This window comes from Duganella hordei (genome assembly GCF_040369125.1).
Taxonomy (GTDB): Bacteria; Pseudomonadota; Gammaproteobacteria; order Burkholderiales; family Burkholderiaceae_D; genus Rugamonas; species Rugamonas hordei.
On the sequence record NZ_BPWI01000004.1, the window covers coordinates 481,516 to 500,865 of the forward strand.

At 64.7% G+C, this 19,350-nt stretch carries 17 protein-coding genes; 11 read left to right on the forward strand and 6 right to left on the reverse strand.

Features of this window, described 5'->3' with window-relative positions:
* Positions 1-79 precede the first annotated feature (79 nt).
* From ABWW33_RS12830 to ABWW33_RS12855, 6 genes are all read left to right on the forward strand, one after another.
* Positions 80-988 carry a LysR family transcriptional regulator gene (locus ABWW33_RS12830; RefSeq protein WP_353401943.1) on the forward strand — a complete coding sequence of 303 codons (909 nt, stop codon included), beginning with the start codon at positions 80-82 and terminating at the stop codon, positions 986-988.
* Between the two features lie 262 nt (positions 989-1,250).
* Complete coding sequence (locus tag ABWW33_RS12835) at positions 1,251-2,429, forward strand: acetyl-CoA C-acetyltransferase (RefSeq protein ID WP_176653096.1); 1,179 nt, start codon at positions 1,251-1,253, stop codon at positions 2,427-2,429.
* Positions 2,430-2,545: 116 nt separating this feature from the next.
* The gene (phbB, locus tag ABWW33_RS12840; protein WP_008443632.1) at positions 2,546-3,286 is read left to right on the forward strand and encodes an acetoacetyl-CoA reductase; all 741 of its coding nucleotides are present in this window, start codon (positions 2,546-2,548) and stop codon (positions 3,284-3,286) included.
* Positions 3,287-3,374: 88 nt separating this feature from the next.
* Positions 3,375-4,331, forward strand: a complete 957-nt coding sequence (pip, locus tag ABWW33_RS12845) for a prolyl aminopeptidase (RefSeq protein WP_176653095.1) — start codon at positions 3,375-3,377, stop codon at positions 4,329-4,331.
* 61 nt (positions 4,332-4,392) lie between these two features.
* On the forward strand, positions 4,393-4,836 hold the full coding sequence (locus tag ABWW33_RS12850) for a DUF2721 domain-containing protein (RefSeq protein WP_176653094.1): 444 nt from the start codon (positions 4,393-4,395) through the stop codon (positions 4,834-4,836).
* 24 nt (positions 4,837-4,860) lie between these two features.
* Complete coding sequence (locus tag ABWW33_RS12855; RefSeq protein ID WP_176653093.1) at positions 4,861-5,313, forward strand: hypothetical protein; 453 nt, start codon at positions 4,861-4,863, stop codon at positions 5,311-5,313.
* A gap of 7 nt (positions 5,314-5,320) precedes the next feature.
* Here ABWW33_RS12855 and ABWW33_RS12860 read toward each other — a convergent pair whose 3' ends face one another.
* Entirely contained in the window at positions 5,321-5,914 is a 594-nt protein-coding gene (locus ABWW33_RS12860; RefSeq protein ID WP_176653479.1) for an SRPBCC family protein, read from the reverse strand.
* A 151-nt stretch (positions 5,915-6,065) separates the two neighbouring features.
* On the opposite strand from ABWW33_RS12860, the gene ABWW33_RS12865 reads away from it, so the two are divergent.
* Complete coding sequence (locus tag ABWW33_RS12865) at positions 6,066-8,111, forward strand: oxidoreductase (RefSeq protein WP_353401944.1); 2,046 nt, start codon at positions 6,066-6,068, stop codon at positions 8,109-8,111.
* Between the two features lie 17 nt (positions 8,112-8,128).
* On the opposite strand, the gene ABWW33_RS12870 is transcribed toward ABWW33_RS12865, so the two are convergent.
* The 3 genes from ABWW33_RS12870 to pdxR all read right to left on the reverse strand — a co-directional run bounded on the left by ABWW33_RS12870 (position 8,129) and on the right by pdxR (position 12,183).
* A complete protein-coding gene (locus tag ABWW33_RS12870) occupies positions 8,129-8,899 on the reverse strand; it encodes a substrate-binding periplasmic protein (protein WP_353401945.1) in 771 nt (256 codons plus the stop codon).
* Positions 8,900-8,939: 40 nt separating this feature from the next.
* Positions 8,940-10,667, reverse strand: a complete 1,728-nt coding sequence (locus ABWW33_RS12875) for a cation:proton antiporter domain-containing protein (RefSeq protein WP_353401946.1) — start codon at positions 10,665-10,667, stop codon at positions 8,940-8,942.
* Between the two features lie 88 nt (positions 10,668-10,755).
* The gene (gene pdxR, locus ABWW33_RS12880) at positions 10,756-12,183 is read right to left on the reverse strand and encodes a MocR-like pyridoxine biosynthesis transcription factor PdxR (RefSeq protein ID WP_353401947.1); all 1,428 of its coding nucleotides are present in this window, start codon (positions 12,181-12,183) and stop codon (positions 10,756-10,758) included.
* A gap of 81 nt (positions 12,184-12,264) precedes the next feature.
* Between pdxR and ABWW33_RS12885 the strand changes: the two genes are divergently transcribed.
* Positions 12,265-12,732, forward strand: a complete 468-nt coding sequence (locus ABWW33_RS12885; RefSeq protein ID WP_353401948.1) for a GNAT family N-acetyltransferase — start codon at positions 12,265-12,267, stop codon at positions 12,730-12,732.
* A complete protein-coding gene (locus ABWW33_RS12890; RefSeq protein ID WP_353401949.1) occupies positions 12,729-13,352 on the forward strand; it encodes an FMN-dependent NADH-azoreductase in 624 nt (207 codons plus the stop codon). Before ABWW33_RS12885 ends, ABWW33_RS12890 begins: the two co-directional genes overlap by 4 nt.
* Here ABWW33_RS12890 and ABWW33_RS12895 read toward each other — a convergent pair.
* Positions 13,349-14,470, reverse strand: a complete 1,122-nt coding sequence (locus ABWW33_RS12895; RefSeq protein ID WP_353401951.1) for a beta-ketoacyl-ACP synthase III — start codon at positions 14,468-14,470, stop codon at positions 13,349-13,351. The two genes, ABWW33_RS12890 and ABWW33_RS12895, sit on opposite strands and share 4 nt — an antisense overlap.
* 129 nt (positions 14,471-14,599) lie before the next feature.
* On the reverse strand, positions 14,600-16,054 hold the full coding sequence (locus tag ABWW33_RS12900) for a S41 family peptidase (protein WP_353401953.1): 1,455 nt from the start codon (positions 16,052-16,054) through the stop codon (positions 14,600-14,602).
* A gap of 366 nt (positions 16,055-16,420) precedes the next feature.
* Here ABWW33_RS12900 and ABWW33_RS12905 point away from each other — a divergent pair, with 366 nt between their 5' ends.
* The gene (locus tag ABWW33_RS12905; RefSeq protein ID WP_353401955.1) at positions 16,421-17,002 is read left to right on the forward strand and encodes a hypothetical protein; all 582 of its coding nucleotides are present in this window, start codon (positions 16,421-16,423) and stop codon (positions 17,000-17,002) included.
* 104 nt (positions 17,003-17,106) lie between these two features.
* Entirely contained in the window at positions 17,107-19,350 is a 2,244-nt protein-coding gene (locus ABWW33_RS12910; RefSeq protein WP_353401957.1) for a TonB-dependent receptor plug domain-containing protein, read from the forward strand.

The window sequence follows — 19,350 nt, forward strand, 5'->3', positions numbered from 1 at the left end:
TGATATAAAGTGTGCGGCAATCCGGTCTATAATCAAAACGAAAGATTTTGCGGCTTCACATGAAAAAAATTAATAGACCATGCTAGAGATACGCCACCTCCGAACCCTCAGCGCGCTGCGTTCCGCCGGCAGCCTGGTGCGCGCCGCCCAACTGTTGAACCTGACGCAGTCGGCCTTGTCGCATCAAATCAAATTGCTGGAAGATCGCTACGGCGGGCCGCTTTTTGAGCGAAAATCCGTGCCGATAGGCTTTACCGCCACCGGCGCCCGGCTGCTCAAGCTGGCCGATCTGCTGCTGCCGGAAATCGAGGCGGCCGAGCGCGAAGTGGCGCGCCTGACCCAGGGCGACACCGGCCAGTTGCGCGTCGCGCTGGAATGCCACACCTGTTTCGACTGGCTGATGCCTGTAATGGATGAATTCCGCAAACGTTGGCCGGAGGTGGAAATCGACCTGGTGTCCGGCTTCCACAGCGAACCGGCCGAGCTGCTGCGCAGCGGCGCCGCCGACCTGGTGATCGGCTCGCCCTACGGTCCCGATTTTGCGACTTTCCCGCTTTTCCGTTTTGAAATCTTGGTCGTGATGGCGCAAAAACACCGGCTGGCGGCCCAGCGCCGCCTGCAGGCGGCCGATTTTGAAGGGGAAACGCTGATCACCTATCCGGTGCCGGAAAGCCGCATCGACCTGATCCGCGAAGTGCTGCAGCCGGCCGATATCCACTTCGAACGCCGCACCGCCGAGCTGACGGTGGCGGTGCTGCAACTGGTGGCCAGCCGCCGCGGCATCGCCGCGTTGCCTAACTGGGCCATCAAAAACTATGTCGATTACGACTACGTGATCGCCCGCCCGGTCGGCGAGCTGGGCCTGTGGAGCGACCTGTTCGTCTCCGTGCCCGAATCGCAGAAGCACAAGGCCTATGTGCTTGATTTCGTCAACGTGATACGCGAACAGTGCGCCAGCACGCTGGACGGCATCAAATTATTGTCGTGACAAATTAATACTGTTTCTTCAGAATGAATGAAACTGGTTTGACGCATGTCAAACATGTCGCGATGTGCGCCGCTTACGATGGGTCCCCGGCGATTGATGATTTCTGGCACGGATGCTGCTAGACAAGTCTTGCATGACCTGGGCAAGTTTCTCGCGGCGACGCACAATCGAAACCCTGCACGGCCTGCGCGCTGGAGCGTATTATCGAAGTTCGCGTTGTTGCTAAACTAAGCCGGCTGCGGCCGGCGCATTGGAGAATTAAATGGATGATGTAGTTATCGTGGCCGCTGGCCGTACAGGCGTGGGTAAATTCGGCGGCAGCCTGGCCAAAACCCCGGCATCCGAGCTGGGTGCGCACGTGATCAAGGGCCTGCTGGCCAAGACCGGCATCGATCCCAACCTGATCAGCGAAGCCATCCTCGGCCAGGTACTGACCGCCGGCGTGGGCCAGAATCCGGCGCGCCAGGCCGTCATCAAGTCGGGCCTGCCGAACACTATCCCGGGCTTCACCATCAACCACGTGTGCGGCAGCGGCCTGAAAGCCACCCACCTGGCGGCGCAGGCCATCAAGGCCGGCGACTCGGAAATCATCATCGCCGGCGGCCAGGAAAACATGAGCGCCTCGCCGCACGTGATGAACGGTTCGCGCGACGGCTTCCGCATGGGTGACTTCAAGATGGTCGACAGCATGATCGTCGACGGCCTGTGGGACGCCTTCAACCAGTACCACATGGGCACCACCGCCGAGAACGTGGCGAAGAAATACGACATTTCCCGCACCGAGCAGGACGAGTTCGCGCTGAATTCGCAGCTGAAGGCGGAAGCCGCGCAAAAGGCCGGCAAGTTCAAGGATGAGATCCTGCCGCTGGAAATCGTGCAGAAAAAGGGCAGCATCGTGTTCGACAGCGACGAATACGTCAAACCGGGTTCGACCATCGAAGCGCTGGCCGGCCTGCGTCCAGCCTTCGCCAAGGATGGCACGGTAACCGCCGGCAACGCCTCCGGCCTGAACGACGGCGCCGCCGCCGTCATCATGATGTCCGCCACCAAGGCCAAGGAACTGGGCCTGCCGGTGCTGGCCAAGATCAAGGCCTACGCCTCGTCCGGCCTGGATCCGTCGATCATGGGCATGGGCCCGGTATCGGCCACCAAGCTGTGCCTGAAAAAGGCCGGCTGGACCCCGGACGACCTGGACCTGATGGAAATCAACGAAGCCTTCGCCGCGCAAGCGGTGGCGGTGAACAAGGAAATGGGCTGGGATACCAGCAAGATCAACGTCAATGGCGGCGCGATCGCCATCGGCCACCCGATCGGCGCATCCGGCGCCCGCATCCTGGTCACCCTGATCCACGAAATGATACGCCGCGATTCGAAAAAAGGCCTGGCCTCGCTGTGCATCGGCGGCGGCATGGGCGTGGCGCTGGCGATCGAACGCGCCTAAGCAACCGCGTATAAGCAACATATAACAGGTTTTGCGGAAGAGCCGCTCCGGTCTCGGGACTCGGCTGGAGCGGTGTCAGATGATTTTTAGTGTCAATTAACAAGAGGGGACGAAAAATGGCAAGAGTTGCATTAGTAACCGGTGGCATGGGTGGTCTGGGCGAAGCGGTGTGTTTCAAGCTGTCGGCGCTCGGCTATTGCGTAGTCACCACATATTCCCCTGGCAATCCGAAGGTCGAGCAGTGGCTCGCGACTACCCGCGATCAGGGCTTTAATTTCCGCGCTTACCCGTGCGATGTGGCCGATTACGATTCGGCCCAGGCTTGCGTGGCTGCCATCGAAAAGGACATCGGTCCGATCGATGTGCTGGTGAACAACGCCGGCATCACCCGCGACATGACCTTCAAGAAAATGGACAAGCCGAATTGGGACGCCGTCATGGCCACCAATCTGGACTCCGTGTTCAACATGACCAAGCCGGTGTGCGATGGCATGGTGGAGCGCGGCTGGGGCCGCATCATCAACATCTCGTCGGTGAACGGCCAGAAGGGCGCCTTCGGCCAGACCAACTATTCGGCCGCCAAGGCCGGCATGCACGGCTTCACCAAGGCGCTGGCGCTGGAAGTGGCGCGCAAGGGCGTGACCGTCAATACCATTTCGCCGGGCTACATCGGCACCAAAATGGTGATGGAAATCCCTCAGGAAGTGCTCGATACCAAGATCATTCCGCAAATTCCGATGGCGCGCCTGGGCAAGCCTGAAGAAGTGGCCGGCCTGGTGGCCTATCTGTCGTCGGACGAAGCGGCGTTCGTCACCGGCGCCAATATCGCCATCAACGGCGGCCAGCATATGTCCTGACCGGCATCTGCAGCAGCCTCGAGCCAGGATCGTTCGCGATCCTGGCTTTTTTTTCGTACAATCTGCTATCACCGCCCTAAGGATAGCCATGTTCGACCCGACCTCGCCCCTGTTCCCGCCTGTTTTGCCTGTGCGTCATGGCATGCTGCCGGTGGACGACCTGCACACCATCTACTGGGAAGAAGTCGGCAATCCGGACGGCATACCGGTGATCTTCCTGCACGGCGGCCCCGGCGCGGGCCTGTCGCCGCAGCACCGCCGCTTTTTCGATCCGAAGGAATACCGCGTGATCCTGTTCGACCAGCGCGGCGCCGGCAAGTCGCTGCCGCTGGGAGAATGCCGCAACAACACCACCCAGCTGCTGGTGGAGGACATCGAACGCCTGCGCGCCATGTTCAACATCGAGCAGTGGCTGGTGTTCGGCGGCTCCTGGGGCTCGACCCTGGCGCTGGCCTATGGCCAGGCGCACCCGGAGCGCTGCCTCGGCTTCGTGCTGCGCGGGATTTTCCTGTGCACGCAGACGGAAATCGACTGGTTCCTCGACGGCGCGCAATGGTTCCATCCCGAGGTGCACGCCGAATTCATCGCGCCGATTCCGCCGGAGGAGCGCGGCGACCTGCTGCAGGCCTATGTGCGCCGCATCATGAGCGACGACCCGGCGATCCACTGGCCGGCGGTACGCGCGTGGAGCCGCTTCGAGGGGCGCCGCGTGTTCCTGCTGCCGCAGGCCGAGGATCCGCCGTCGGACACGCTGGACCTGGGCGTCGGCCGCCTGGAATCGCACTACATGGCCAACCTGGGCTTCTTCAGCGACGAGCAGCTGCTGCGCAATGTCGGCCGCATCGCTCATCTGCCGGCGGTGATCGTGCAGGGCCGCTACGACGTGATTTGCCCGCCGGTGTCAGCCTGGCGCCTGCACCAGGCCTGGCCGGGTTCCATGCTGACCATGGTGCCGGACGCCGGCCACGGCGCGATGGAAAAAGGCATCGCGCGCGCGCTGGTCGGCGCCACCGAGGAATTCAAGCGGACCCGCACTTTTGCTTGAACAGGGGCGCGGGCTGTTACACTGTTAAAAAATCAAGCGCAACATACGTAAACACGCATACATGAACATCCAGATCGGCGATATCGGCCACATTATCCAACTGGCTATCGCGCCGGTTTTCCTGCTGACGGGCGTTTGCACCAACCTGATGGTGCTGACCAACCGCCTGGCGCGCATCATCGACCGCTCGCGGGTGCTGGAAGACCGGCTGGACATCGGCTACAGCGACGTCTATCTGAACGAACTGGATGTGCTATACCGAAGATCACACCTGATTAACGCGTCCATCACGCTGTCGACAGCCTGCGGCTTGCTGATTTGCCTGGTGATTGCGATGCTGTTCCTGGGCGATATCACCAACATCTCGCTGGACAAGTACATCGCCGGCATGTTCGTGGTGGCGATGCTGGCGCTGATCGGCAGCTTCTGCTACCTGCTGCGCGAGATTTTCATCGCCTCGGCGTCGATGCGCTCGCACCGCCACGTGCGCCGCCCGCTCAAATAACTTTGTAGAGAATAGAGTACCAACATGCACGACTACCAACGCCCTCCGACCCTGTACCGCTACGGCGTGCGCGAAGATCTGGAACTGGCGCTGACCCAGGGCCAGTTCATCCTGACGCCGGCGTCGAACTGCCTGACCTTGAGCTTCTCGCAGGTATGGGAGCGCAAGCTGTTCGAGCTGTTCTCGTCGGACAGCTGCCTGATCATCCACAACACCGAGGAATTCGGCGAACGCTTGCATCGCGCGGTGCAGCGCGCCCTGCCGAGTTGGGCGGGTATCGACGGCGCCATCGAATACGGCACCCGCGCCGCCCTGGGCGCGGCCTTCACCAAGACCGCCGCCGAAGCGCAGGAACACGAGTGGCAGTTCGCCTGGCGCGCGATGCAGGCCAAGCTGAGCCTGAACCCGGTGCTGATCAAGATCGGCAGCCTGGAAAACTTCGCCGAACTGCGCGACCGCGATACCTACCTGGCCTGAGCCGGGGCTACTTCGGAATAGCTTCCACCCGCGGTTCGTCGCGGCGGTCGAGACGGGCCAGCACGGCGCCCATCATGCGCTCGATGTCGCCGCGTATCATCTTGGCGCCGAGGATGCCGGGCACGTAGAAGTTCGGTATCAGCCGGCCGCTGTAGACCACCTTGGTGCCGCCGGTTTCGGGCACCGGGATCAACTCCCAATGCGATTCATAGTGCTTCATGTCGCCCGAGATCAGCGAGATGTCGATGGAGGACATCGGCTGCTCGGTCGCGCGCACGATCAGGTGGATGGATTTGGACATGAACAGGAAGCGGGCCACGCCGAATTGTTCAATGATGACTTCATTGCCATTGCGCGACAGGACCTTGCACGACTCCAGGTCCGGCACGAATTCGGCCATGCGCTCGTAGCCGGTCAGGATGCGCCATACCTTGGTCAGCGGCGCCGCCACGGTGCCGGTGGCGTCCACTTCGTACATGCGCTGCGCGTCGAGTTCAACGCGGTTGACCGAAACCTCCAGCTTGGGCAATTCAAGCTTAGGTGCCTGCGCCATCGCCACCTGGGCGGCCGCACCTAACAACAGAAACAGAAGGAATCGCATCATTTTTCCAGCGTACGGGAAAGGGTGGCAGAATACAAGAGCGCTACCGCATGGTTACAAAAATTCGGCGGCCGGCGGCGGGACTTTAGAAGCCCGGGTCTAGAGAATTGGGTTTTAATGCGGGCATTCACGTCTGACTCTAACAACCATAATGACAACTACACCATACCCACACCTGCTGGCCCCCCTGGATCTCGGCTTCACCACGCTGCGCAACCGCGTCCTCATGGGATCGATGCACACCGGTCTCGAAGACCGCTTCTACAACTACGGCAAACTGGCCGCATTCTATCGTGAGCGGGCCCGCGGCGGGGTGGGATTGATTGTCACGGGCGGTATCTCGCCCAACCGCTCCGGATGGCTGCTGCCCTTCGGCGGCACGCTCAACTTCAAGGGCGACGTCTACAATCACCGCCGCGTCACCAATGCGGTGCACGAGGAGGGCGGCAAGATCCTGATGCAGATCCTGCACGCGGGCCGCTACGGCTATCAGCCGTTCGTGGTGTCGGCGTCGGAGAAGAAGTCGCCGATCTCGCCGTTCAAGCCGCGCGCGCTGACCGAGGCCGGCATCGAATCGACCATCCGCGACTACGCCCGCTGCGCCAAGCTGGCGCGCGAGGCCGGCTACGACGGTATCGAGGTGATGGGCAGCGAAGGCTACCTGCTCAACCAGTTCCTGTGCGCGCGCACCAACCTGCGCACCGACCGCTGGGGCGGCAGCATCGAGAACCGCATGCGCCTCTCGGTGGAAATCGTCAAGCGCATCCGCGCCGAAGTGGGCAAGGACTTCATCATCATGTACCGCCACTCGCTGCTTGACCTGGTCGACGGCGGCAACACCTGGGAAGACGTGGTGGCCGTGGCCAAGGCGCTGCAGCAGGCCGGCGTGACGATCTTGAATTCGGGCTACGGCTGGCACGAGGCGCGCGTGCCGACCATCGTGACCTCGGTGCCGCGCGGCGCCTTCGCCAGCCTGGCGGGACGCCTGCGCCGCGAAGTGACGATACCGGTGGTGGCGTCCAACCGCATCAACATGCCGGCCGAGGCGGAAGGCATCCTGCAGCGCGGCGACGCCGACATGATCTCGATGGCGCGCCCCTTCCTGGCCGATTCGCATTTCGTGGCCAAGGCCGCGCAGGGCCGCGCCGACGAGATCAACACCTGCATCGGCTGCAACCAGGCCTGCCTGGACCACACCTTCTCCAACCAGCGCGCCAGCTGCCTGGTCAACCCGCGCGCCTGCCACGAGACGGAGCTGGTCTATGCGCTGGCGGCGAAGAAGCGCCGCGTGGCGGTGGTCGGCGCCGGTCCCGCCGGCCTGTCGGCGGCGACGGTGGCGGCTGAATGCGGCCACGACGTCACGCTGTTCGACTCCAGCGACAGCGTCGGCGGCCAGTTCAAGATCGCCATGCAGATTCCCGGCAAGGAGGAATTCGCCGAGACCATCCGCTACTTCCGCCGCAAGCTGGAATTGACCGGCGTGACGGTTAGGCTGGGCGTGCGCGTCACGCGCGAGCAGCTGCTGGCCGACGGCTACGACGACGTGATCGTCGCCACCGGCATCAAGGTGCGCCGTCCGCCGATCGAAGGCATCGACCACCCGAAGGTGCTGTCGTATATCGACGTGTTGCAGAACAAGGCGCCGGTGGGCAAGCGGGTGGCCATCATCGGCGCCGGCGGCATCGGCTTCGACGTGGGCGAATACCTGCTGCACGACCCCGCGCATCCGCTGCCGCTGGCGCTGGATGTCTGGGCCAGGGAGTGGGGCGTCGACATGCAGGGCGATAAGCCCGGCGGCCTGACCACAGCGGCGGCGCCGGAACCGGTGCGCCAGCTGTATCTGCTGCAGCGCAAGACCTCCAAGCTGGGCGCGGGCCTGGGCAAGACCTCGGGCTGGGTGCACCGCGCCGTGTTGGCGCGCAACGGCGTGGTGATGCTGGCCGGCGTGCAGTACGACCGCATCGACGACCAGGGCCTGCACGTCACCATCGCCGGCGAACAGCGCCTGCTGTCGGTCGATAACGTGGTGGTGTGCGCGGGCCAGGACAGTCTGACCGAGTTGATGCCGTCGGAAGAGGAGGTCAAGGCCAACGCCAATTGGCCACGCTTCCACAAGATCGGCGGCGCGGCCTTGGCGGCGGAGCTGGACGCCAAGCGCGCCATCAAGGAAGGCGCGGAACTGGCGGTCAGCCTGTAGGCGCGCGGAGCGCCTTGTCAGCAGGATGTCGCGGTCAATCTCTTCTCAAGCAATTTCTGGATACTGCGGGATTTTGCCAGCCGGTCGATGGCCTCGTTCAGGGCGGGCAGGACGCTGTTGAGCTGCGCCGATTTCGACACCGCGAGCAGCACCGGTTCCGTGTCGAGCGGTTTGTCCACGACCGTCCACTTGCCGTCGCCCGGATACAGGCAATTGAGCCGCGCTTCGAGTTGCGCCGCGCCGCGGAAGCTGTCGAGCATCACCGCGTCGACGCGGCCTATGCTCAGCATCTTCAGGCGGCTGGCGATGGTCGCGGCGTTGTCCTCGACGGTGAAGGTCTTGCCGCGATGCTCCTCGAATTCCGTGCCATAGCGGCCGCCGCTCGATATCGAGATGACTTTGCCGCGCAGGTCTTCCCAGCGCTGGAAGCTCAAGGTGCTGCGCGCCGGCGTCACCAGCCATTGGCTGGCGGCGTATAGCGGCTTGCTGAAGTTGAACATGCGCTGGCGCTCAGGCGTCGCGGCCGCCCCGTAGAGCAGGCCTTCGCCGTTCTCGGCCAGCATCTGAGCGCGTCGCCACGGATAGGGGTGGATCACCAGGTTGAGCCCCGTCTCCGCCGCGAGCAGGCCGACGACGCCGGTGATGGCCGGTGTGGTCGGCATCGGGTTGCCGTTGGCGTCGCTCTGGTCGGCGACCAGCACCGCAATTTCGCTGGCTGTCTCGCCGGCCAGCGCGGGGCCCGCTGGCGACAGCGTGGCGAGCAGGGTGACGAAAAGAAGTTTTTTCATGAGTAAGTTGCCGCTCCCGCGCGGCCTTGTATCGATGGTTTTAATGAGATGACCGATTGCGCTGCAGGTTGGACAGCACATATTCTGTCATCCCCTTGGCCAGCTCCTGCTCGCCGATGAATATCTCGCCCGCGCGTTCGCCGCGCAGCAGTTCCGCCTCGGCGTCGCTGTGGGTGCGCACCACGGTCTTGATGTCGGGATTGAGCGCGCGCGCCGTCTCGATCATCGCCCGCACATGGAAGGTGTCCGGCGTGGCGATCACCAGCATCGAGGCGCGCGCGATGTGCGCCTGGATCAGCACCGCCGGCTCGCCCGCGTTGCCGGCCACCGCGTGCACGCCGTCCTTGCGCAACTGGTCGACCACTTCGCGGTTCTGCTCCGCCACCACGAAGGGGATGCCACGCTCCGTCAACGAGGCGGCGATGCGGCTGCCCACGCGGCCGTAGCCGACCAGCACCACCTGGCCCGCCAGGTGCTCCTGCGGCACCGACAGCGGCAGCTCCGCCAGCGGATCGGCGGCGCGTTCGAATTTCGCGGCCAGCGCGCCGTTCCTGCCGATCCAGCGCTCCAGCGGCTTGGTGATGCGGAACACCACGGGATTGAGCGCGATCGAGATGATCGCGCCGGCCAGTATCAGGCTTTGTCCTTCAACCGGCATCAGCTTGAGCGACAGCCCCAGCGCCGCCAGGATGAAGGAGAACTCGCCGATCTGCGCCAGGCTGGCCGACACCATCAGCGCCGTCTTGGCCGGATAGCGCAGCAGCAGCACCAGCAGGAAGGCGGCCACCGATTTGCCGATCACGACGATCGCCACCACCGCCAGCAGCTTGAGTGGCTGCTCGACCAGTATCGACGGCTCGAACAGCATGCCGACCGAAACGAAGAACAGCACCGCGAACGCGTCGCGCAGCGGCAACGATTCCTCGGCGGCGCGGTGCGCCAGTTCGGATTCGCGCAGCACCATGCCGGCAAAGAAGGCGCCCAGCGCGAACGACACGCCGAAGTAATGGGTCGACGCATAGGCGATGCCGACGGCGGCGGCGATCACGCACAGCGTGAACAGCTCGCGCGAGCCGGTGCGCGCCACCTGCCACAGTATCCACGGGAACAGCTTGCGGCCGACCACCAGCATCAGCGCGATGAAGGCCGCCACCTGGCCCAGCGTGATCGCCAGCGTGGTCCACAGGCTGGCATCGCCCGCAGGCGCGCCGTGGGCGCCAGTCAGGTCGGCCGGCGTGCCGCCCAGCGAACCGGCCAGCGCCGGCAGCAGCACCAATACCAGCACGGTGACCAGGTCTTCCACCACCAGCCAGCCGACGGCGATGCGGCCGTTGAAGCTATCGAGGATGCCGCGCTCCTCCAGCGCCCGCAGCAGCACCACGGTGCTGGCCACCGACAGCGCCAGGCCGAACACCAGGCCGCCGCCCAGGCTCCAGCCCCAGAAGTGCGCCAGCGCCATCCCGAGCGCGGTGGCCACGGCGATCTGCAGCACCGCGCCGGGCAGCGCCACGCGCCGCACGGCCCACAGGTCGTCGAGGGAAAAATGCAGGCCGACGCCGAACATCATCAGCATCACGCCGATTTCGGCCAGTTGCCCGGCCAGCGCGGTGTCGGCCACGAAGCCCGGCGTGGCGGGGCCGATGATGATGCCCGCAGCCAGATAGCCCACCAGCGCCGGCAGTCTGAGGCGCGTTGCGAGATAGCCGAACAGCAGGCCGAAGCCCAGCGCGGCCGCGATGGTGGTGATCAGGCTGATATTGTGGGGCATGCGTGCGGGGCTCCTGCTGCAGGATGAATGAACCCTAGCGTAGCACAATCGCCCGGCGCGCGAAGTTGTGGAAACTCACATGGCCATGTCACATCAGCTTCAATATCCGCTCGCCCAGTTCACGCGCCCGCTGCGGCGTGTCGATGTTGGTGAACCCCAGCAGCAGTGCGGACGCGGGGTGCGGCAGCACCGTCCGCTCCGACAGCGGCAGCGCCGCCATGCCGTCCTGCAGCATGCGCGCCGCCAGCGCGCGGTCGCTATGGTGGCCCTTCATGCGCAAAACCAGGTGCATGCCGCCCGGCTGCGGGTCGACCCGCAGATGCTTGCCCAGCACCGCGTGGAGGCCTTCGGCGGCGATCTTGCGGCGCTCGGCGTACAGCCGCCGCATGCGCTGGATGTGACGGGCGAAATGGCCTTCGTTCATGAAATCGCTGACGATGGCCTGCGTCAGCGCCGGGCCGCCTGACGAGAAGGTCTGGCAGGTTTGTTCGAAGCGGCGCACCTGCGCCTGCGGCACCACCAGGTAGGCCAGCCGCGCGGCCGGGAACAATACCTTGCTGAAGGTGCCGGCGTACAGCACGCGGCCTTCGCGGTCCAGGCTTTTGAGCGCCGGCAGCGGACGGCTGACGTAGCGGTACTCGCCGTCGTAGTCGTCCTCGACGATCCAGGCGCCGGCCTGGGCGGCCCAGTCCAGCAGGGCCAGGCGGCGCGGCAGCGACAGCGACACGCACAGCGGGCTTTGATGCGCCGGTGTGACGATGGCGGCCCTGGCGTGCGGCGCGGTGGCCACGCCGTGCGACACCACCAGGCCGTCGGCGTCGACCGCCACCGGCGCCAGCGTCATGCCGGCTTGACGCAGCAGATCGCTGGTGGGCGTGTAGCCGGGATCTTCGACCCACACGCCGTCGCCCGGTTGCAGCACGGCGCGCGCGACCAGTTCCAGCGTGTTGCGGTAGCCGGAGGTGATGAACACCTGAGCCGGCGAACAGTCGATGCCGCGCGCCAGCTGCAGGTAGGTGGCGATGGCGGCGCGCAGCGGCGCATGACCGGCGAACGGCGGGTAGACCATGTGCTCGGCCTGCATGGCGCGGATCGAACGCGCCGCCAGCCGGGCCCACACCTTGCGCGGAAAGGCGTCCAACGCCGGCAGGCCCAGTTGAAATGGCCGGTTCAGCGAGACGATCTCGGAGAAGGGCGCGGCCGTGTCCTTGGCCTTGCGCGCGCGCGGAGGGGCGGCCGATGCGGTTGCGGCATGGCGCGCCAGCGCCGGCGTGACGATGGTGCCGGCCTGGCCGCGCGTTTCGACATAGCCTTCGGCCGCCAGCAGCGAGTAGGCCGCTTCCACCGTGCCCCTGGCCAGTCCCAGTTCCAGTGCCAGCGCGCGGGCGGACGGGATACGCGCTTCCGGCGGCAGCAGGCCTTCCGCGATGGCGCCGCGGAAGCGGGTGTAGATTTGCCGGTACAGCGGCTCGGCCGCGGCGGCGTCGAGCCGGAGGAAGTCGGGTGTCTTGGTCATATGGCCTAGTCTATATGTCATATCATGGCTCTGTGGATTATGCCATTAACGTCTTAAGATGGCATTTTGAAAGGATCGACCATGAACGACCAACCGAGTGAACAACTGAATGAACAACTAAGGGACGTGGAAACGGAAGACCAGCTGCGCGCCTGCTATCCGGTGATGAAGGAACTGCGCCCGCACCTGGAAACCGAAGAGGAATTCGTCGCCCGCGCGACGCGCCAGGCCGCGCAGGGCTACCGCATACTTGCGGCCTGGGACGGCGGCGAGGTGGTGGCGCTGGCCGGCTACCGCCTGCAGGAGAACATGGTATATGGCCGGTTCCTGTACGTCGACGACCTGGTCGCCGCCGAGAAAAGCCGCCGCCACCGCTGGGGCGCGCGCCTGCTGGAACAGTTGAGCGGCTACGCGGAACGCGCCGCTTGCGCCAAGTTGGTGCTCGATACCGGCTTGTCCAACGCGCTGGCGCAGCGCTTCTATTTCCGCGAGGGCCTGCTGCCGGGCGCGATGCGCTTCGGTAAACTCCTGAAGGAGGGGGCCGTATGAAGATCCTGCACATCACTTGCAGTCCGCGCGGGCAGCAGTCCGCGAGCTACCGCCTGTCGCAGCGCGTGATGGACCGGTTGCTGGCGGAGCATCCGGCGGCGCAGATCGTCACGCGCGATTTATGGGCCGAGCCGCTGGCGCACGTCGATGGCGAATATGCGGCAGCCCTGGGCGGCACGCGGGACGGCGCACCGGCGGCGAACGCGCGCGGCCTGTCGTCGCTGGCCATGTCGGACCGGCTGATCGCCGAGCTGGGCGACGCCGACTGCGTGGTCATCGCCACGCCGATGCACAACTTCACGGTGCCGTCGGTGCTGAAGGCCTGGCTGGACCACGTGGTGCGCATCGGCGTGACCTTCAACGCCACGCCGGAAGGCAAGATCGGCACGCTGGCGGACCGGCCGGTGTACATCGCCGTCAGTTCCGGCGGCTATCGCACCGGCGAGCGCGCCCGCCAGCCCGACTTCCTCGAACCCTATCTGCGCGCGATCCTGGCGACGATAGGCCTGAAGCGGCTGCGCTTCGTCTCGGCCGAGGCCACCGCCGCGGGCCCGGAAAGAGCGACGGCCGCATACGCGGCCGTCGAGGAAGAGCTGAACGACTGCTTCGCCGTCGCTTAAATCCGGCGCACCACCACGCAGCCGATCGAGTAGCCGGCGCCGAAGGAGCAGATGACGCCCAGCTGGCCCGGCGCCATGTCGTCCGAGTACTTGTGGAAGGCGATCACCGAGCCGGCCGACGAGGTGTTGGCGTAGGTGTCGAGGATCACCGGCGCCTCGCCCGGCTCGGCGTCGCGGCCCAGCACCATGCGGCTGATCAGCAGGTTCATGTTCAGGTTGGCCTGGTGCAGCCAGTAGCGGCTCACCTGCGGCACTTCCAGGCCGGCGCCGGCGATGGTGGTCTTGATCATCTCGGCGGCCATCGGGCACACGTCCTTGAACACCTTGCGGCCCTGTTGGCGGAACAGCTTGTCCGGCTGGCCGATGCCCGTTTCGTCGAAGCGGTTGAGGAAGCCGAAGTTGTTGCGGATGTTGTTCGAGAAGCTGGTCTTCAGCTTGGTCTCGACGATTTCCCAGCGGTGCGAACCCTTGGCCGTGTCGGCCGCCTCGATCACCATCGCCGTGCAGGCGTCGCCGAAGATGAAGTGGCTGTCGCGGTCGCGCCAGTTCAGGTGGCCGCTGGTGATTTCAGGATTGAGCACCAGCACCGCGCGCGCCTGGCCGCTTTGCACCGCCGCCACCGCCTGCTGGATGCCGAAGGTGGCCGACGAGCAGGCCACGTTCATGTCGAAGCCGTAGCCTTCGATGCCCAGCGCGCCTTGCACTTCCACCGCCATCGCCGGATAGCCGCGCTGCATGTTCGAGCAGGCCACCAGCACCATGTCGATATCGGCCGGCTCGCGGCCGGCGCGGTCCAGCGCCTGGCGCGCCGCCGCCACGCAGATCTCCGCCTGCAGCGACAGTTCGTCGTCCGCGCGCTCCGGAATGCGCGACACCATGCGCTGCGGATCGAGGATGCCGGTCTTTTCCATCACGTAGCGCGACTTGATGCCCGACGCTTTTTCGATGAAGGCCACGCTGGACAGCTCCAGCGCCGTGACGGTGCCTTCGGCGATGGCGGCGGCGTTGTCGGCGTTGAACTGTTCGGCGTAGGCGTTAAAACATGCGACCAGTTCTTCGTTGGAGATCGATTGCGCTGGCGTGTAGAGGCCGGTACCGCTGATGACGGCTTGTTTCATGATTAAACTTTCAAATTAGGCAATGGCTTGCGCCAGTAATGGTGCAAATTCTACACAATGAGTACACGTTAGGCGAAAATAAAAGCGGCGCCCTGAGGCGCCGCCGAAAAACCGCAACAATAAATACAGTTATTTCTTGGCCAGATCCTTCTTGATGCCGCCGCCGCCGACTTCCGCCTGCACCACCGTGGTCTCCGGCTTGGCCAGCTGCACCGGCAAGCCCTTCAGGTGGTTCAGCGCCTGGATCAGCTGGAAATCGTCGCTGCTGCCGTATTCCAGCGGCTTGCGTTTCTTCTCCAGCGCCACGATGCGCAACTGTTCTTCCAGTTCGTCGCGCTTGCTCTTGGCGATTTCCTGGTCGCGGTCGTTGCTCAGGTGCTTGTCCAGATCGGCTTCGCGGGTGCGCAGCGCGTTCAGGCCGTCGCCGTCGGCGTTCTCGTCCACCGCCACGTCGGGCACGATGCCCTTGGCCTGGATCGAGCGGCCGTTCGGCGTGTAGTAGCGCGCCGTGGTCAGCTTGACTGCCGTGTCGGCCGTCAGCTGGCGGATGGTCTGCACCGAACCCTTGCCGAAGGTCTGCGTGCCGATGATGTCGGCCCGCTTGTAATCCTGCAGCGCGCCGGCGACGATTTCCGAGGCCGAGGCCGAACCGGTGTTCACCAGCACCGCCATCGGCACCCGCTTGACGGCGGCCGGCAGCTTGGCCAGCGCGTCGCTTTCGCTGCGCAGCGCATAGTATTCGGGACGGCCGTAGAAGATCTGCTTGGAGTCCGGCAGCTGGCCGTTGGTCGAGACGATGGCCGCGTCCTTCGGCAGGAAGGCGGCCGCCACGCCGATCGCGCCTTGCAGCACCCCGCCCGGGTCGTTGCGCAGGTCCAGCACCAGGCCCTTGATGTTCGGGTCCTGTTTGTACAATTCGACAATCTTGGCAGCCAGGTCGTCGACGGTCGGTTCCTGGAACTGCGAAATGCGCAGCCATGCATAACCCGGCTCGACGATCTTGCCCTTGACGCTCTTCTGGTGGATCTCTTCGCGGGTGATGTTGAACACCAGCGGCTCGGCCTCGCCCTTGCGCAGGATCGTCATGCTGACCTTGGTGTGCGGCTCGCCGCGCATCTTCTTGACCGATTCGTCCAGGGTCATGCCCTTGACCGGCGTGCTGTCCAGACGGCTGATCAGGTCACCCGCCTTGATGCCGGCGCGCCAGGCCGGCGAATCCTCGATCGGCGCCACGATCTTGATGTAGCCATCCTCGCTCTGGCCGATCTCGATGCCGAGGCCGACGAACTTGCCCTGCGAGCCTTCACGCAGTTCGGCGTAAGCCTTTTTGTCCAGGTAGGCCGAGTGCGGGTCGAGCGAGGCGACCATGCCGGAGATGGCCTCGGTCAGCAGCTTCTTGTCTTCGACCTTTTCCACGTAGTCGGACTTGATCAGGCCGAACACGTCAGCCAGCTGGCGCAGTTCTTCCAGCGGCAGCGGCGGATCCACCGGCTTTTGCGCCATGGCGGAAAATTGAAGGGAGACAGCGATGCCAGCCACGACGCCCAGGCCGACCAGTCCGGAGTTTTTGAGTTTCTTGCCCATGTTTCACCTGTCAAAAGCTTTTGCCGGGTAGCTGCTGCCTGCGGGTCATCCCGCCGCAGCATGCATGAGTTGAGTATAAACCTGATTTCCAGCAAACGTAGTAGCCATCACGAAATGATTTATACCTTTACGAGAATTTACAACGCCGGCTGTTGACATTCGAAGCACACCATAGCCCGCTTGGTGTAACGTCAAGTTTGCTGTTTTGTACCAACTGTATCCCTCCCGTTCACGTCGGTAAGCAATTGTAAGAACACCTGTAACGGCGGGATCCGCGGCCTAAACTGAACTCGTATTTCTCTCTACCCTGAAGTGGTTTTTCGCCTGCGCCCCAAGCGCAGGCTTTTTTTTATCTACGGAGCTACCATGCGTCTTGTTTTCTCATCCACGTTGCAGCGCGTGACCGCCGCACTGGTCCTGAGCGCCGCGCTGTCGCCGGCGTTTGCCCTGCCTGTCATGGAGATGCGCGCCGAGGATTTCCTGCCGATGGCGGCCGAATTGAAAAAATCGCTGAACCTGAATCCCAACCAGCAAACCCTGTGGCAGCAGACGGAAAGCAAGACCCGCAACCTGCTGCGCGAACGCCAGGCGCGCCGCGAGCGCCTGCAGGCGGCCACGCTGGCCGGCACCAGGGTGGCCGGCGCCGAGCTGCGCGACCTGGCCAAGGCCATCGACGAGGAAACCGCCACCAGCGCCAACGAGGAAAAGCTGATGCGCGAATGGTGGCTGACTGTCAACGATGCCTTGAACGAAACCCAGCGCCAGGCTGTCGTGCAACTGGTCGGCGAACAGCTGCTGCGCGTGCCTGACAACGGCGGCAGCCATGAAGGCGCCGCCCCGCGCAAGGAAGGTGGCGAGCGCCACAGCGGCGGCCGCAAAGGCGGCATGGGCGGCAGCGTGGGCGGCCCCGGCGGCGCCAGCATCAGCCTGCCGGGCGGCGGTGGCTGACAGTTGAGGGCATCCCTTGACGCGGCCGGCGCGTGTGTATCGTAAAGTAAAAATTGGCCCTGCGACCGGCTTGCAGCCAGGCCTGACGGTAGAATATTCAGCCTATGAACAGACTGATACCTATCGCTTGCCTGACGCTGCTGGGCGCCCCCGGCGCCTACGCGCAAACGGCGCAAACCGATGCCGCGCCGGCCACTTCAGCCACCCCGCCTGCCAAACCCGCGCTGGGACCGGACGGCAAGCCGGTGCAGCAAGTCACCATCAGCGGCGGCCGCGCCAGCGACATGGACGAGCGCCGCAACTCCATCGCCGGCAAGCAGGTCTACGGCCGCGAGGAGCTGGACCGCAACGGCGACAGCAATCTCGGCGACATCCTCAAGCGCTTGCCGGGCGTGACCATCGGCGGCCGTCCCGGCCGCGGCGGCGATGTGCGCATGCGCGGCATGGGCAGCGGCTACACGCAGGTGCTGCTGAACGGCGAGCGTCCGCCGGCCGGCTTCTCGATGGAGTCGCTGTCGCCGGACCAGGTCGAGCGGATCGAGATCATGCGCGGCCCGATCGCCGAGCACAGCACGCGCGCCATCGCCGGCACCATCAACATCATCCTGCGCGACGGCTACCAGCAGCGCGACAACCAGCTCAAGTTCACCGACACCATCGAGCAGGGCCGCCACGCGCCCAACGTCTCGCTGACGGTGCCGGGCAAGGTCGGCAGCCTGACCTGGTTGCTGACCGGCTCGATCTTCGAGAACCGCCAGCACGACCAGACCGAAACCTACAACCGCGACACCCGCGGCGACGGCGTGGTGCTGAAGGACCAGAACGTCCTCGACGAAACCAGCCGCAACTCGCGCGGCATCCATTTGACGCCGCGCCTGACGTATAAATTCGACAACGGCGACACGCTGAACTTCCAGCCCTTCCTGATGGCCAACCGCAGCGACGGCAATTCGCGCAGCGACCTGACGCAGAACTTCGGCCTGGTGCCGCCGGCGCTGCAGCAGCCGCCCGAATACAACCTGGCGCTGACCAGCAGCCATTCCGAATCGACCTTCCTGCGCGGCTTCGGCAACTGGGTGCACAAGCTGCAGGGCGCGTCCAAGCTGGACGTCAAGTTCGGCTTCGGCAGCGGCCACAGCGACAACGATTCGGTCCGCTATCAATACGACAACGCCGGCGGCCTGTTGAACCGCTACACCGACACCTCCAGCGTGCGCGACCGCAGCGCCAGCAGCGGCGGCAAGTACACCACGCCGATCGGCAAGCAGCACTCGCTGGCGGCCGGCTGGGATGTCGAGCTGGGCCATCGCGTGGAAACCAAGACCTCGCTGGACAAGGACGGCGCCGCGCAGTTCGAGGATTCGGGCGACAACCTGACCGCCGACACGCGCCGCCTGGCCGTGTTCGCGCAGGACGAGTGGGACATCAGCAAGCAGTGGTCCGGCTACGCCGGCCTGCGCTGGGAAGGCATACGCACCACCAGCACCCGTTCCGGCACCGACATCAGCAACACCAGCAGCGTGCTGAGCCCGCTGCTGCACGCGGTCTACCGCATCCCCGATCACGACAAGGACCAGATCCGCGCCAGCCTGACCAAGAGCTACAAGGCCGCCAACATCCAGGACTTGATCGCCTTGCCGTCGCTGTCACGCCTGAACAGCGCCACCCGTCCCGACCGCACCGGCAACCCCGACCTCAAGCCCGAGCTGGCGACGGGGCTGGACTTCGCCTACGAGCACTACCTGGGCCGCAGCGGCATCCTCACCGCCGGCGGCTTCATCCGCGATATCGACGACCTGATCCGCCGCCAGCTGACCCTGCAGAACACGCCGACCGGCCCGCGCTGGGTGTCCACGCCGGCCAATATCGGCCACGCCCGCACCAAGGGCATCGAGCTGGAAGCCAAGTTCCAGCTGCAGGAGCTGGTGGCCGACGGCCCGGCGCTCGACTTCCGTTCCAACTACAGCCGCTTCTGGTCCAGCGTCGACGACATCCCCGGCCCCAACAACCGCCTCGACGCGCAGCCCAAGCAGACCGCCAACGTCGGCCTGGACTACCGCCTGAAGCAGGTGCCGCTGACCCTGGGCGCCAGCCTGAACTGGACGCCGGAGACCACCATCCAGAGCAGCGTCGAGCAGGTGGTGTACACCAGCCGCAAGCGCTCGTTCGACGCCTACGGCCTGTGGAAGTTCAACGCCCGCAACCAGATTCGCATTTCTGCAAATAACTTAATGGCGGAAGACGCACTCGGTAGTAATATCGTGACCACCAATGGCCTGGCACAACTGGCCAACACGACCAACCAGACCTATGTGGTCTGGAGCGTCAAATATGAGATGAAGTTCTAA